This is a genomic window from Nonomuraea deserti, from assembly GCF_004348685.1.
GTDB classification, from domain to species: Bacteria; Actinomycetota; Actinomycetes; order Streptosporangiales; family Streptosporangiaceae; genus Nonomuraea; species Nonomuraea deserti.
The window spans coordinates 1-15163 of the sequence record NZ_SMKO01000014.1 but is presented as its reverse complement, the minus strand read 5'-3'; the positions used below and the strand labels follow the sequence as shown (position 1 = coordinate 15163).

At 70.7% G+C, this 15163-nt stretch carries 9 protein-coding genes; 4 read left to right on the top strand and 5 right to left on the bottom strand.

Annotated elements, in window-relative coordinates:
* Positions 1-147 precede the first annotated feature (147 nt).
* Positions 148-570: a pyridoxamine 5'-phosphate oxidase family protein gene (locus tag E1292_RS08485; protein ID WP_132593771.1), complete on the top strand. Its 423-nt coding sequence runs from the start codon at positions 148-150 to the stop codon at positions 568-570.
* A gap of 23 nt (positions 571-593) precedes the next feature.
* Positions 594-1556 carry a 2,3,4,5-tetrahydropyridine-2,6-dicarboxylate N-succinyltransferase gene (dapD, locus tag E1292_RS08480; RefSeq protein ID WP_132593769.1) on the top strand — a complete coding sequence of 321 codons (963 nt, stop codon included), beginning with the start codon at positions 594-596 and terminating at the stop codon, positions 1554-1556.
* A 129-nt stretch (positions 1557-1685) separates the two neighbouring features.
* On the opposite strand, the gene pyk is transcribed toward dapD, so the two are convergent.
* From pyk to E1292_RS08465, 3 genes are all read right to left on the bottom strand, one after another.
* Positions 1686-3116 carry a pyruvate kinase gene (gene pyk, locus E1292_RS08475; RefSeq protein WP_132508412.1) on the bottom strand — a complete coding sequence of 477 codons (1431 nt, stop codon included), beginning with the start codon at positions 3114-3116 and terminating at the stop codon, positions 1686-1688.
* Positions 3117-3317: 201 nt separating this feature from the next.
* On the bottom strand, positions 3318-4970 hold the full coding sequence (locus E1292_RS08470; protein ID WP_132593767.1) for a S8 family peptidase: 1653 nt from the start codon (positions 4968-4970) through the stop codon (positions 3318-3320).
* A gap of 198 nt (positions 4971-5168) precedes the next feature.
* The gene (locus E1292_RS08465; protein ID WP_132593765.1) at positions 5169-6233 is read right to left on the bottom strand and encodes an aldo/keto reductase; all 1065 of its coding nucleotides are present in this window, start codon (positions 6231-6233) and stop codon (positions 5169-5171) included.
* Between the two features lie 92 nt (positions 6234-6325).
* On the opposite strand from E1292_RS08465, the gene E1292_RS08460 reads away from it, so the two are divergent.
* The gene (locus E1292_RS08460) at positions 6326-7222 is read left to right on the top strand and encodes a helix-turn-helix transcriptional regulator (RefSeq protein ID WP_132593763.1); all 897 of its coding nucleotides are present in this window, start codon (positions 6326-6328) and stop codon (positions 7220-7222) included.
* Positions 7223-7268: 46 nt separating this feature from the next.
* Here E1292_RS08460 and E1292_RS08455 read toward each other — a convergent pair whose 3' ends face one another.
* A complete protein-coding gene (locus tag E1292_RS08455) occupies positions 7269-8747 on the bottom strand; it encodes a glutamate synthase subunit beta (RefSeq protein ID WP_132593761.1) in 1479 nt (492 codons plus the stop codon).
* Positions 8748-8824: 77 nt separating this feature from the next.
* On the bottom strand, positions 8825-13330 hold the full coding sequence (gene gltB, locus E1292_RS08450) for a glutamate synthase large subunit (protein WP_132593759.1): 4506 nt from the start codon (positions 13328-13330) through the stop codon (positions 8825-8827).
* 289 nt (positions 13331-13619) lie between these two features.
* Between gltB and E1292_RS08445 the strand changes: the two genes are divergently transcribed.
* Positions 13620-15163 (top strand): bis-aminopropyl spermidine synthase family protein (locus tag E1292_RS08445; RefSeq protein WP_246090002.1); only part of this gene is annotated, 1544 nt, incomplete at its 3' end.

The following is a 15163-nucleotide window of genomic DNA, read 5'->3' as shown; positions in this document are numbered from 1 at the left end:
ACGATGCTAGATTAGGTTAGCCTTACCTTGCAAGGAGGGTCCTCCGCCGGGCGGACGACCGGCGCGGAAAGGGACGGCGAGTGGCTTTTCGGGACCGCTCCCACCGGGAATGACCGTCTCAAGATCGATGAAGACGGGGGTGGGGGCATGCCGTTGGACGTGGCGGCGCGGGAGGCGTTCCTGGCGGAGCCGCACATCGCGAGCCTCGCCGTGGAGACCGGTGAAGGGCGGGGTCCGCTGAACGTACCCGTCTGGTACGACTACCGCCCCGGCGGCGAGATCCGGTTCCTGACCGACGGCGACTCGGTCAAGGCCCGGCTGATCGCGAAGGCGGGCAGGTTCTCGATGCTGGTGCAGCGGGTCAGCCCGACCTACCGGTACGTGTCGGTGGAAGGGCCGCTGGTGCGCTCCGATCCGACGACGCTGGAGGACCTGACACGCATCTCGGCGCGTTACCTGCCGCCCGACGCCGTGTCGGGTTACGTGCAGGGCTCCGACCTGCACGCGCTCGTCACGTTCAGGATGCGGCCAGAACACTGGCTCTCCGCCGACCTCGGCGCCCTGGGCTGAGCGGAAACGGTATTTTTGGCCCCGTGACTGCTATCGATCCCACCTCGACCGGCGCGTTCGGCGCCGGCCTCGCGACCATCGCCTCCGACGGCACCGTGCTCGACACCTGGTTCCCCGCACCCGAGCTGGGCGACGCGCCCGTCTCGGGCACCGAGCGGCTCACCGCCGCCGAGGCCGGCGAATTGGCCGGGCTGACCGGGCCCGACGAGGCGCGCGGCGTTGAGGTGGTCGCGGTGCGCACCGGCATCGCCAAGCTCTCCGAGGCCCCCGTCGACGCGCACGACGTCTACCTGCGACTGCACCTCATCTCCGCGCGCCTCGTCAGGCCGCACGGCGTCAACCTCGACGGCGTCTTCGGCCTGCTGGCCAACGTGGTGTGGACCGACGCGGGCCCGTGCCCGGTGCCGGGCTTCGAGCGGACCCGCCTGCGGCTACGGGCCAGGGGCGCGGTGACGGTGTACGGCGTCGACAAGTTCCCCCGGATGGTCGACTACGTGATGCCGTCCGGCGTGCGGATCGCCGACGCCGACCGGGTGCGCCTGGGCGCGCACCTGGCGAGCGGCACCACCGTCATGCACGAGGGCTTCGTCAACTTCAACGCCGGCACGCTGGGCGCCTCGATGATCGAGGGCCGGGTCTCGGCCGGCGTGGTGGTCGGCGACGGCTCCGACGTGGGCGGCGGCGCGTCGATCATGGGGACGCTGTCGGGCGGCGGCAAGCAGGTCATCTCGATCGGCCAGCGCTGCCTGCTGGGCGCGAACGCCGGCATCGGCATCTCGCTGGGCGACGACTGCGTGGTGGAGGCCGGACTCTACGTCACGGCGGGCACGAAGGTCGCCCTGCCCGGCGGCCGGGTGGTCAAGGCCGCCGAACTGTCGGGAGCGAACGGCATCCTGCTCCGGCGCAACTCGCAGTCGGGCGCGGTGGAGGCGGTGCCGCGCGAGGGCGGCACCATCGAGCTCAACGCCGCCCTCCACGCCAACTGACCGACCCATCTCCTTTCCGGCTGGTTCGGCTTTCTCTTCCTTTACGGCTTCAGCCACCTGCGGCGGGTGGCTGAACCACGCGAAGCCGTAAAGGAAGAAGGGAAAGCCCGACCAGCCGGAGAAGAGGCGTCAGTGCGCGTGGGACACGGCGGATCCGATGGTGTGGACGCGCAGGGCGTTGGTGGAGCCCGGGGTGCCGGGAGGTGAGCCGGCCACGATGACGACCTTGTCGCCCTTCTCCAGCCGCCCCGACGACAGCAGCGAGGCCTCGACCTGCCGCACCATGTCGTCGGTGTGGTGGACGAACGGCACGTGGAACGTCTCCACCCCCCACGTCAGCGAGAGCTGCCCCCGCACGTGGGGCGCCGACGTGAAGGCCAGCAGCGGGATCGGCGAGCGGTAGCGGGCCAGCCGCCGCGCCGTCTCGCCCGACATCGTGAACGCCACCAGCGCCTTGGCCCCGACGATCGCGCCGACCTCGGCCGCGGCCCTGGCGATGGCGCCTCCGGTCGTCTCCGGCATGCGCTCCAGCGTGTGGGTGGCGTGCAGGGAGTGCTTCTCCGCGGCGCAGGCGATGCGGTCCATCGTGGAGACGGCCTCGATCGGGTAGTTGCCGACGGAGGTCTCGCCGGACAGCATGACCGCGTCGGCGCCGTCCATGACCGCGTAGGCCACGTCGGAGGCCTCGGCGCGGGTGGGGCGCGGGGAGCTCATCATGGAGTCGAGCATCTGGGTGGCGACGATGACCGGGCGGGCCTTCTCGCGGCACAGCTCGATGATGCGCCGCTGCACGATCGGCACCTGCTCGAGCGGAAGCTCGACGCCGAGGTCGCCGCGGGCCACCATGATGCCGTCGAAGGCCTCGACGATGTCGGGGAGGCGGTCGACGGCCTGCGGCTTCTCGATCTTGGCGAGCAGCGGGAGGCGCACGGCCTCCTGCTCCATGATGTTGCGCACGACGTCGGCGTCGGACGGGCGGCGGACGAACGACAGGGCGATCATGTCGCACCCGGTGCGCAGCGCCCAGCGCAGGTCGGCTTCGTCCTTGTCGGTCAGCGCGGGGGCGCTGACGTTGACGCCGGGCAGGTTGAGGCCCTTGTTGTCGGAGATCATGCCGCCGATGACGACGCGGGTGGCGATGCGGTCGCCGTCGACGCGGGTGGCCTCGAGCACGAGGCGGCCGTCGTCGACGAGGATCGTGTCGCCGGGGCGGACGTCGTTGGGCAGCCCCTTGTAGGTGGTGGAGACCTGCTCGCGGTCGCCCGGCACGTCTTCGGTGGTGATGGTGAAGACGTCGCCGAAGCCCAGCCTGACCGGGCCCTCTTCGAACGTGCCGACTCGGATCTTGGGGCCCTGCAGGTCGGCGAGCACGCCTACACCGCGGCCGAGGTCGGCCGCCACCTCCCGGACCCGGTCGTAGACCTCTCTGTGCAGGTCATGGTTGCCATGACTGAGGTTGAACCGTGCCACGTCCATGCCGGCGGCGATCAGCTCGTGCAGGCGTTCTTTGGACGAAGTGGCGGGGCCGAGGGTGCAGACGATTTTCGCGCGACGAGTCACGAGTCCTACCTTAATTGGTACAGACCACTTAACAGTCACTGACGACGGAGAACGTACCCGCAGAAGGGGAACAGAACGAGAACGGCGCCCCCCAGACGGGCCAAGTTCGAGTACTGCTCCGGGCGGGTCACGGCTTCAGGTACTGCTCTGGGCGAACCACGCCGTCACGGTAGCGGGTAGTTCTCCGGGCGCATCACGCTGTCATTGTTCGGTGGTGGCGGCCTTCCAGGCGTCCACGATGCCGTGGCCGTAGAAGCCGTTGTCCGCTCTGTCGCCCTCGCACTCGTGTGTCTCGGTCTTGTTGTAGATCTTGTAGACGTAGCGGCGGGGCGTCGGGCACGCCTTCTGGGTCGCGGTCTTGTGGAGCAGCCGCTCGGTGGTGGCCGGATCCAGGTGGACCCCGCCCTTGCCGGGCTTGCCGAAGCGGCTGATCAGGATCGCCGCGACCCCGGTGGCGTGCGGCGAGGCCATGGAGGTGCCCTCCAGATACTGGTAGTACGAGCAGCGGCCGTCCTTGCAGTCCTTGACCACGTCCGCACCCTTGGGGTTGCCCCTGGCGTCGATGCGCCCGGACGCGCGCAGCACGTGCTCGGGTGCGGCGGCCAGGATCCCCCGGTCGGCCTTGGCGCCCTGACCGTCGAGGATGTCGCCCCCGGGCGCGGCCAGGTCGGTCTGCTCGACGCCGTAGTCGCTGTAGATCGCCTTGCGTCCCGACGGACCGACCGCGGAGACGGAGACGACGCCGCCGGACTCCGCGGGCACGTTGACGCAGGAGTTGTCGATCTTGCGTTCCTTCTCGTCGCCCTTCGGGTAGCCGGGGCTCTGGTCGTCGACCTTGGGATGGCCGAGGTCGGTGCCGCCGTTGCCGAGGGCGGAGATGAGCGTGACGCCCCTACTCCTGGCGTAGTCCAGGGCCCGCTGCATGCCGGTGATGACGGCCTGCTGCTCCAGCTGCTGCTTCTTGGTGTCGGCCGCGTTGGCCTTGCAGTTGAACAGCCAGGGGTCGACGTAGTAGCTCATGTTCACGACGTCCACGCCGATGTCGGCCGCGTGGGCGAGCGCGTCGAGGCTGGGTTTGAGGAAGAAGAACCCGGAGTCCTGGCCGGCCCTGAGGTTCACGATCTGCACGCCGGGCGCCACGCCCGCGATGCCGATGCCGTTGATCGGGGAGGCGATCGTGCTGGCGACGTGGGTGCCGTGGCCGTCGTCGTCCACGTCGGCGGGGTCCTTGCAGCCCTCGGCCTCGCAGGGGCCGTCGAGCGTCTCGCCGCGCTCGTCCTTGGGCCGGTCGGTGACGAAGTTGCGGCTCAGCTCGCGGTTGAAGTTGGGGGCGATGTCGGGGTGCTTGCCGTCGACGCCGGTGTCGATGACGCCGACCAGGACCTTCTTGGTGCCGGGGGCCTTGGTGTTCGCGCGCTCCGCGCCGATCATGCGCATGTTCCACTGGCGGCCGGCGAGCGGCTCCGCCGTGCTCTTCGTGAACGACGACGCGTCGGGGAAGGCCGCGGGCCGCCGGCGCAGAGCCGCCTGATGAGTGCCCTGGTGAGCCGTGGCGAAACCGATGCGCCGGTCGGCGGACACGCCCACGATGGCCTGGTCGGCGCCCACGCCCTCGGCGAAGCCGCCGCCCGCGCCCCTGGCCAGGAGGTAGCCGAGCCTGGAGTCCTCTCCGACCGTGGTGCCGCCGGCCCGTTCGACGGCGTTCACGGCCTGGGTGTGCCGTCCCGCCGCGTAGAAGACGAGATAGTCGCTCTGGGGCCCGGCCGGTTTCCGGGGGGCCGTGGCCGGCTGTGCGCAGCCGGCGAGGGCGAGTGCGGCGGCGAGCGCCATCGTTCCAGAGGCGACTCGCCGCATAGTTCCCCCATCCGCTGACTGGCCGTGAAGCTGCATCTTCCCGACAGTCAATCAGCGATGCGCCTTAGTAGTGAAATTTCGGTTGATGGGTGGCGAAGGTGGGTCAATACCCCCAGCCCGCTGCGCGGCACGTGACGGTGCCCGCCGCACCGGCGGGCACCGGAAGGCGCGCCGGCCCAGCCCGGCAGGCGCCGCCGCTCAGCGGGCGAGCTCGATCTCGGCGTCGCCGAACATCACCTGGCGCGTCATGGGACGCATCAGGAACTCGTGCGGGAAACCCAGATCCACCCGGCTGACCTCGGCCAGTCTCACCAGCTGCTCCTCCGTGAACCGCACGTCGAGGGCGCCCAGGTTGTCCTCGAGCTGCGCCGCCGTACGCGCCCCCACGATGGGAGCCGTCACGGCGGGCTCGAGCGTCGTCCAGGCCAATGCCACCTGTGACGGCGTCGCGCCGACCTCGGCGGCCACCTGCTTGACCACCTCGGCGACGCCCAGCGCCCGCTCGGTCAGCGAGCCGTTGGCCGCCGCGACGTTCTTACGGGAGCCGGACGGGTCCGCGCTGCCCTCACCCAGCTCGAGGTCGGCCCGGGTGTACTTGCCGGTCAGCACGCCGCTGGCCAGCGGCGACCACGGGATGACGCCGAGGCCCATCTCGCTGGCCATGGGGATGAGATCGCGCTCCACCGTCCGTTCGGCCAGGCTGTACTCGATCTGCAGGGCGATCAGCGGCGCCCAGCCGCGCAGGTCGGCGATGGCCTGCATGCGGGAGATCTGCCAGGCGGGCGTGTCGGAGATGCCGACGTAGACGACCTTGCCCATGCGGACGAGGTCGTCCATGGCGCGCAGGACCTCCTCAACCGGCGTGGTGAAGTCCCAGGCGTGCAGGTACAGCAGATCGATGTAGTCGGTGTTCAGGCGGCGCAGGCTCGACTCGACCGACTGCACCATGCTCTTGCGGTGGTTGCCGCCCGAGTTGGGGTCGCCGGCGCGCCTGGCCATGGTGTACTTCGTGGCCAGCACGAGCTGCTCGCGCCGCCCGGCCGCGAACTCGCCGACCAAAGTCTCAGCGGTGCCCTCCGTGTACTGGCTGGCGGTGTCGATGAAGTTGCCGCCGCGGTCCACGTACGTGTCGAAGACCCGGCGTGATTCGTCCTCGTCCGAGCCCCAGCCCCATTCGGTCCCGAACGTCATGGTCCCCAGCGCCAGCGGCGAGACCCTCAGGCCGGAGCGGCCCAGCAGGCGGTACGTGTCAAGATACGTCATGCCTCCAGGCTGCTCCGCCCCGCGGCCCAGGGTAAGGGAAGGCTCATCCTGGGACCGGCCTTCCCAGGCATGCGGATCGTAGGATCGAAGAGATGAACACCGTGAACCCGACGCGCGAGCTGGCGGCCTTCCTGCGCACGCGCCGCGAGCGGCTGCACCCCGGCGACATGGCGCTGCCCGCCCGGCGGGCGCCGCGCCGCACCCCGGGCCTGCGCAGGGAAGAGGTCGCCGAGCTGGCCGGGGTCAGCGTCGACTACGTGATCCGCCTGGAGCAAGGGCGCGGGCTGCGTCCCTCGCCCGAGGTGCTGGAGGCGCTGGCCGGCGCGCTGCGGCTGAGCGAGGACGAGCGGGCCTACCTGTTCGACCTGGCCGGGCAGCGGCCCGCCCGGCAGCCCACGGCGCGCAGGGCGCCCGCCGCCGACGAGGCGGGTCCGCTGGCCCGGCTCGTGGCCGACCTGTCGCCGCTGCCCGCCATGCTGCTCAACCACCGCTTCGACATCATCGCCTGGAACCCGGAGATGGCGGGGCTGATGCTGGACTTCGGCGCGCTGCCGCCCGAGCAGCGCAACAGCATGTGGTTGTGCGTGCTGCACCCGGGCCTGGGCACGTTCTACCGCGACAGGGAACGCGTCATCCGGGAGGGCATCGCCGATCTGCGTGCCGCGTGGGCGGCCCATCCGGACGACACCGCCCTGTCGGAGCTGATCGACGGCCTCACCTCCGGCAGCGAGGAGGTCGCCCGCCTGTGGGCGCTGCGCGACGTCAAGGTGAACGCCAGGGGCCGGAAGCGGCTCCTGCACGCCACGCAGGGCCCGCTGACCGTCGACTACGAAGTGCTCGCCCCGTTGCACTCCCCCGATCAGCGGCTGGTCGTCTACCGCGCCGCCGACCCCGCCTCCCAACGCGTGCTGGACGCCGTGGCCCGCGCCTGCGCGGCTCCCGTACCTCGTGGCGCGGCCGGCGCCGAGAGCGCCCTCACCCCCCGCTGAGCGCACGGATCCGGGGCCGCCTCGTGGGCGGCCCCGGCGCGTGCCGTCAGACCAGGGGGCGGGCGGTGGGCAGGATCGGGTACGGCAGGGCCGTCTCCCCCGTCAGGAACCGGTCCACGCCCGAGGCCGCCGCGCGGCCCTCGGCGATGGCCCAGACGATGAGCGACTGCCCGCGCCCCATGTCGCCCGCCACGAAGACGCCGTCCACCTTGGACATGTACGTCTTGTCGCGCGAGACGTTGCCCCGAGCGTCGTAGAAGCCGTCACCGGCGACGGCGGCGAGGTCCTGCAGCAGGGCGCCCTTCTCCGGGCCGAGGAAGCCCATGGACAGGGTGACCAGCTCGGCCGGGATCTCCCGCTCGGTGCCGGGGATCGGCTTGAAGCCGCTTTGCGGCCCCTCGACCTCGACCAGCCGCAGCGCCCGCACGTTGCCGTCGGCGTCGCCGGCGAACTCGGTGGTGGAGACGGCGTAGACCCGCGCTCCCCCGCCGTCGGCGAGCTCCTCGTGGGCGCTCTCCATCTTGAACAGCATGGGGTACGTCGGCCACGGCTGGTTGCCCGGCCGGGTCGCCGGCGGCTGGGGCATGATCTCGAGCTGGGTGACGGACTTCGCACCCTGCCTGATCGCCGTGCCGATGCAGTCGGCGCCGGTGTCGCCACCGCCGATCACCACCACGTGCCTGCCCTCGGCCGAGATCGGTGACCGGTCGAGGTCGCCTTCCTGGACCTTGTTGGACAGCGGCAGGTATTCCATGGCCTGGTAGACGCCATTGAGCTCGCGCCCGGGCACCGGCAGGTCACGCCACTGGGTGGCGCCGCCCGACAGCACCACGGCGTCGAACTGCTCGCGCAGCTCGGCGGCGGTGATGTCGACGCCGACGTTGACGCCGGTGCGGAACTCGGTGCCCTCGGCCCGCATCTGGTCGAGGCGGCGGTTGATGTGCCGCTTCTCCATCTTGAACTCGGGGATGCCGTAGCGCAGCAGCCCGCCGATCCTGTCGGCCCGCTCGAACACCACCACGTGGTGCCCGGCCCTGGTGAGCTGCTGGGCGGCGGCCAGGCCCGCGGGCCCCGAGCCGACGACGGCGACCTTCTTGCCGGTCTTGACGGCCGGGGGCTGGGGGGTCACCCAGCCCTCGGCGAACGCCCGGTCGATGATCTCGACCTCGACCCGCTTGATCGCCACCGGGTCGGCGTTGATGCCGAGCACGCACGCCGCCTCGCACGGAGCCGGGCAGAGCCTGCCGGTGAACTCCGGGAAGTTGTTCGTGGCGTGCAGCCGCTCGATCGCCTCGCGCCAGTCGGTGCGGAAGACGAGGTCGTTCCACTCGGGGATGAGGTTGCCGAGCGGGCAGCCGTTGTGGCAGAACGGGATGCCGCAGTCCATGCAGCGGGCCGCCTGCTTGGTCAGCTTCTCCTGCGGGAAGTCCTGGTAGACCTCCCGCCAGTCGCTGATGCGGACGTCCACGGGGCGGCGCGCCGGCAGCTCCCGGTCATGCGTGAGGAAACCCTTCGGGTCAGCCATTCGGTTACGCCTCCCTTAACCCTGAACAGTGGTTGACAAGCACAGCCCGCCATGGCGGCACGGCTCATCACGGCGGGTCATGACTGCACCGCGGCCGCCATGACGGCCTCGTCGACGTCCCTGCCTTCGATGCGGGCGGCCTCGGCGGCCTCCAGCACCCTCTTGTAGTCGGTCGGCATGACCTTGCCGAACCTGCCGAGCGCGACGTCCCAGTCGGCGAGCAGCTGCTTGGCGACCGGCGAGCCGGTCTCCGCGAAGTGCTTCTCGACGGTCTCCTTGAGGAACTCGGCGTCCTGCTCGGTGAGCGCCTCGATGGCGACCATCTCGCGGTTGACCCGCTCGGGCTTGAGATCCAGCAGGTACGCGATGCCGCCCGACATGCCGGCCGCGAAGTTGCGCCCTGTCGGGCCGAGCACCACGGCCTTGCCGCCGGTCATGTACTCGCAGCCGTGGTCGCCCACGCCCTCGACGACCGCCGTGGCGCCGGAGTTGCGCACGCAGAAGCGCTCGCCGACGACGCCGCGGACGAACACCTCCCCGGACGTGGCGCCGTACAGGGCGACGTTGCCGGCGATGATGTGGCCGTCGAGCGGGGCCGCCTCGTGCGGCCGGACGGTGATCCGCCCGCCGGACAGGCCCTTGCCGAGGTAGTCGTTCGCGTCGCCGGTCAGCCTCAGCGTGATCCCGCGCGGCACGAAGGCGCCGAACGAGTTGCCCGCCGAACCGGTGAACGAGATGTCGATGGTGTTGTCGGGCAGGCCCTTGCCGCCGTGTCGCTTGGTCACCTGGTAGCCGAGCATGGTGCCGACCGTGCGGTTGACGTTGCGGATGGGCAGCTCCAGCGTCACGGGGGTGCCGTTCACGATCGCGCCCTCGGCGAGCTGGATCAGCGTGTTGTCGAGGGCGTGCTGGAGCCCGTGGTCCTGCTCGACGACGCGGCGCAGCGCGGTGCCCGCGGGCAGCTCCGGCCGGTGCAGGATCGGCGACAGGTCGAGCCCGCCGGCCTTCCAGTGGTCCTCGGCCGCCGTGGTGTCGAGCAGCTCGACGTGCCCGATGGCCTCGTCGAGCGAACGGAAGCCCAGCTCGGCCAGATATTCGCGGATCTCCTCGGCGATGAACTCGAAGAAGTTGACCACGAATTCGGGCTTGCCGGTGAAGCGCTTGCGCAGCTCCGGGTTCTGCGTGGCGACGCCCACGGGGCAGGTGTCGAGGTGGCAGACCCGCATCATCACGCAGCCGGAGACGACGAGGGGCGCGGTGGCGAAGCCGTACTCCTCGGCGCCGAGCAGCGCGGCGATGATGACGTCGCGGCCGGTCTTGAGCTGGCCGTCGACCTGGACGACGATGCGGTCGCGCAGGTCGTTGAGCAGGAGCGTCTGCTGGGTCTCGGCCAGGCCGAGCTCCCACGGGGCGCCCGCGTGCTTGAGCGAGGTCAGCGGCGAGGCGCCGGTGCCGCCGTCGTGCCCGGAGATGAGCACCACGTCGGCGTGCGCCTTCGACACGCCCGCGGCGACCGTGCCGACGCCGACCTCGGCGACCAGCTTCACGTGGACCCTGGACTCCGGGTTGGAGTTCTTCAGGTCGTGGATGAGCTGGGCGAGGTCCTCGATCGAGTAGATGTCGTGGTGCGGCGGCGGCGAGATGAGGCCGACGCCGGGTGTGGAGTGCCGGGTCTTGGCGATCCACGGGTAGACCTTGTGGCCGGGCAGCTGGCCGCCCTCGCCGGGCTTGGCGCCCTGGGCCATCTTGATCTGCAGGTCGGCCGCGTTGACCAGGTATTCGCTGGTGACGCCGAAGCGCCCGGAGGCCACCTGCTTGATGGCGCTGCGGCGCGCCTGGTCGTAGAGCCGCTCGGGGTCCTCGCCGCCCTCGCCGGTGTTGGACTTGCCGCCGAGCCGGTTCATCGCGACGGCGAGCGTCTCGTGCGCCTCCATCGAGATCGAGCCGTACGACATCGCGCCCGTGGAGAAGCGCTTGACGATCTCCGAGGCGGGCTCGACCTCGTCGAGCGGGATCGGGTCGCCCTTGCGCAGCTTGAACAGGCCGCGCAGGGTCATCAGCCGCTCCGCCTGGGAGTCGACGAGGTTCGTGTACTCCTTGAAGATCTCGTAGCGGCGGGTCCTGGTGGCGTGCTGCAGCTTGAAGACGGTCTCGGGGTTGAACAGGTGGGGCTCGCCCTCGCGCCGCCACTGGTATTCGCCGCCGACCTGGAGCTTGCGGTGGGCGTTCGGCACGCGCGGGTAGGCGTGGCGGTGCCGCAGCTCGATCTCCTTGGCCAGGACGTCGAAGCCGACGCCGCCCAGGCGCGAGGTGGTGCCGGTGAAGCAGGAGTCGACGACCTCCTGGCTCAGGCCGAGCGCCTCGAAGATCTGGGCACCGGTGTAGGAGGCCACCGTGGACACGCCCATCTTGGACATGACCTTGATGACGCCCTTGCCGTAGGCCTTGATCAGGTTGCGTACGGCCTTGCGCTTGTCGAGCTGGAGCGCGCCCGAGTCGACGAGGTCCTCGACGGTCTCGACGGCGAGGTAGGGGTTGACCGCGCCGGCGCCGTAGCCGATGAGCAGCGCCATGTGGTGGCACTCGCGGGCCTCGCCGGTCTCGATGACCAGCCCGATCTTGGTGCGGGTCTTCTCCTGGATCAGGTGGTGGTGCACCGCGCCGGTCAGCAGCAGCGCCGGGATCGGCGCCAGCGTCTCGGACGAGCCCCGGTCGGACAGCACGATGACGCGCGCGCCCCCGGCGATCGCCTGGGACGCCTCCGTCCTGATCTCCTCCAGGCGCCGCAGCAGCGCCTGGCCGCCGCCGGACACGTCGTAGAGCCCGCTGATGACGTACGGGTGGAAGCCGGGCAGGTCACCCTCGTCGTTGATGTGGATGATCTTGGCGAGCTCTTCGTTGTCGAGCACCGGGTACGGCAGCACGAGCTGGCGGCACGAGGTGGGGCCGGGGTCGAGCAGGTTGCCCTCGGGCCCGAGCGTGCTGGCCAGCGAGGTGACCAGCTCTTCACGGATGGCGTCCAGCGGCGGGTTCGTGACCTGCGCGAACAGCTGCGTGAAGTAGTCGTACAGCAGGCGCGGCTTCTCGCTCAGCACGGCGACGGGCGTGTCTGTGCCCATGGAGCCGATCGGCTCGGCACCGGCCCTGGCCATCGGCGACAGGATGACGCGCAGCTCTTCCTCGGTGTAGCCGAAGGTCTGCTGCCGTCTGATGAGCGCCTCGTGCGTCGGGATCTCGCGCTGGCGGGCGGGCAGCTCCTCGAAGCGGACCAGGCCGGCGTGGAGCCAGTCGGCGTACGGCAGCTCGGCCGCGAGCTCGGCCTTGATCTCGCCGTCCTCAATGATCTTGCCGCGGGCGGTGTCGATGAGGAACATGCGGCCCGGCTGCAGGCGGCCCTTCCTGACGATGTCGTCGGGCTTGAAGTCGAGCACGCCGGCCTCGGAGGCCAGCACGACCAGGCCGTCGGCGGTCACCCAGAAGCGGCCGGGGCGCAGGCCGTTGCGGTCGAGCACCGCGCCGGCCAGGGTGCCGTCGGTGAACGTGATCGAGGCAGGGCCGTCCCAGGCCTCCATCATCGTGGAGTGGAACTCGTAGAAGGCCCGCCGCGCGGGGTCCATCCCGGTGTGGTTCTCCCACGCCTCGGGGATCATCATGAGCACGGCGTGGGGCAGGCTCCGGCCGCCGATGTGCAGCAGCTCAAGGGCCTCGTCGAAGCTGGCGGTGTCGCTGCCATCCGGGTCACAGATGGGGAAAAGTCGTGAAATATCGCCAGGAATGTCGGCGGACTTCAGCATCGCCTCGCGCGCCCGCATCCAGTTGCGGTTGCCCTTGACCGTGTTGATCTCGCCGTTGTGGGCGACGTAGCGGTAGGGGTGGGCCAGCGGCCAGCTGGGGAACGTGTTGGTGGAGAACCGCGAGTGCACCAGCGCGATCGCGGTCGCGTAACGCTCGTCGCTCAGGTCGGGGAAGAACGGCTCGACCTGGTCGGGCGTGAGCATGCCCTTGTAGACGATCGTCCTGGCCGACAGCGAAGGGAAGTACACGTCGGCCTCGTGCTCGGCCCGCTTGCGCAGGCAGAACGCGAGCCGGTCGAGCTCCAGCCCCTCCGGCCCGCTGCGGCCGGACACGAACAGCTGGGCGAAGTGCGGCATGACGGCCCGGGCGCTCGGCCCGGGAAGGGCACGGTCGACGGGCAGCTCCCGCCAGCCGAGCACGGTGAGGCCCTCCTCGGCCGCGATCTCCTCGATCAGGCCGACGGCAATGCGCCTGGCCTCCTCGTCGATCGGCAGGAAGGCGATGCCGGTCGCGTAGGCGCCGGCGGCGGGCAGCGCGAACGGCACTGTCGCGCGGTAGAACTCATCGGGGATCTGCGTCAGGATCCCGGCTCCGTCGCCGGTGTCCGGCTCGCTACCCTTGGCCCCCCGGTGATCAAGGTTGCACAACGCCGTCAGCGCCTTGACCACGATGCCGTGACCACGGCGTCCCGCGACGTCGGCGACCATGGCGACACCGCAGGCATCGTGCTCGTTGGCGGGGTGGTAGAGGCCCTGAGGCTCGGGGAACCCGAGGTGGGCAGCAGGCATTTAATCCCTCCCGTCGTCATCGTCTGTCTCGAACTGCTCTACAGGCGGGGACGACGTTGGCCCTGCTGCATATCGTGGGTAGAGGTTACAACACCCTGCCGGAATGGTGCCCGCCACGTCCGCATTGCGAACATTCGGGCTGGTCCAGCATCCGAACTCTCTATCCCAAACTCTGGGCGAGGCCCGTGTCATTCCCGGTTCGGCGCACCTGTATGCGGCAGAGATGGCGATTTTCTGCCGGCCCCGCTCGGCGGCCGGCGAGCCCCTGGCCTCTCGATAGGGTTTGCCCATGGACCGTGACGGGGTGGAGCGCCTGCTCCGAGAGGCCGGGGCCGACAGCAGGCGGCTGAGACACGCGCTGACGCTCCTGTGCGACGGCCAGTGGTGGCGGCTCGCCGGCCTGGTCCGCGAGACCGCCACGTCGAGGCGCACCATCGAGGCGCTGCTCCGCGAGCTGCCGCTGGAGCGATCCGGCGACGCCTTCCGCGTGCCGCTCGCCCGGACCCCCGCCTACCAGGACCTCTTCGCCGTTGCGCCGCCGCCGGAAGACCCGGTCGCCCACCTGCTCCCCCACTACTCCGATGCGCTCGACCGCCTGAGCGCCCTCATCGCCGGCGCCCCGCGCGCCCGGCACGTCCTCGACCACGTCGCCGCCACGCCCGAGACCGTGCTGCGGCGGGCGCTGCTGCTCGGCGCCCGCTTCTGGCTGCCGGGCGCGCGCCTGCTGTGCGTGGGCGACCACGACCTGACCTCGCTGGCCGTCAAGCTCGTCCACCCGGAGACCGAGGTCACGGTGGCCGACATCGACGAGCGCATCCTGGCTTACATCGACGACCAGGAGCTCGGTGTCCGCACCCGCTGGGCCGACCTGCGGCTCGGCCTGCCGGCCTCGGCCAGGGGCCATGACCTGGCGCTCACCGACCCGCCGTACACGCCGGAGGGCGTCGGCCTGTTCGTGGCGCGCGCCGTGGAGGGGCTGAAGGACGACGGGCGGGTGCTGCTGGCCTACGGCGCCGGCGAGCGCATGCCCATGCTGGCGTTCAAGGTCCAACAGGCCCTGGCGGACCTCAACCTCGCCTATGAAGCCATCTACCCCGACTTCAACCGCTATTTCGGCGCGGAGGCCATCGGCTCGGCGGCCGACCTGTACATCCTCCGGCCCACCAGCAAGACCCGTCCGGCCGTGACGTCCCGCCTGAGCCGCCAGGCCACCGCCATCTACACTCAGGGCCCGCAAGCCATAGAAAACGCCCACAAGGGCATCTCAGCCCCAGAGAGGGGCATTTCAGACTTCGAGCCCGACCTGCTGGTGGGCGAATGGCCCAAGGAGCTCACCCAGCCCCGGGTCAAGGTGTCGACCTGGCTCGCCAAGCCGTACGCGGCCGCCCCCGGCCGCGTGGCCGTCGCCCTCCCGCCCGGCCTCGAGGCCGCGCTGCCCCGCCTGCTCCTGGCGACCCGCGCCTCCCACGTACGCGTCCTGGGAGCCGACCTGCCGCCCCTGCCCGGCGTGCTGTCCGCCGTCTACACGACGAGCGCCGGCGAGGACACACTCGACGCCGTACGCCTTCCGCAGCCCGGCGACACGGCGGCCCGCGTGCTGCGCAGGATTCTGGACAACGGTCACGCCAAGCTGGCCAACACGTGGCGCGAGGCCCTCATCGCGGCGGCCCGCGAGCAGGGCACCACGCTCACCAAGAACGACGCCAGGGCCCTCATCCGCGAGGCGGCCCCGTGGTCGGAGGAGCTGACCCCGCTGGAGGCGCCACTGCACCGCCTGTCCAGCCTTCCGGAGGCGGTCGCCACAACCGTCACGTCCCTGACCACGACCTTCCC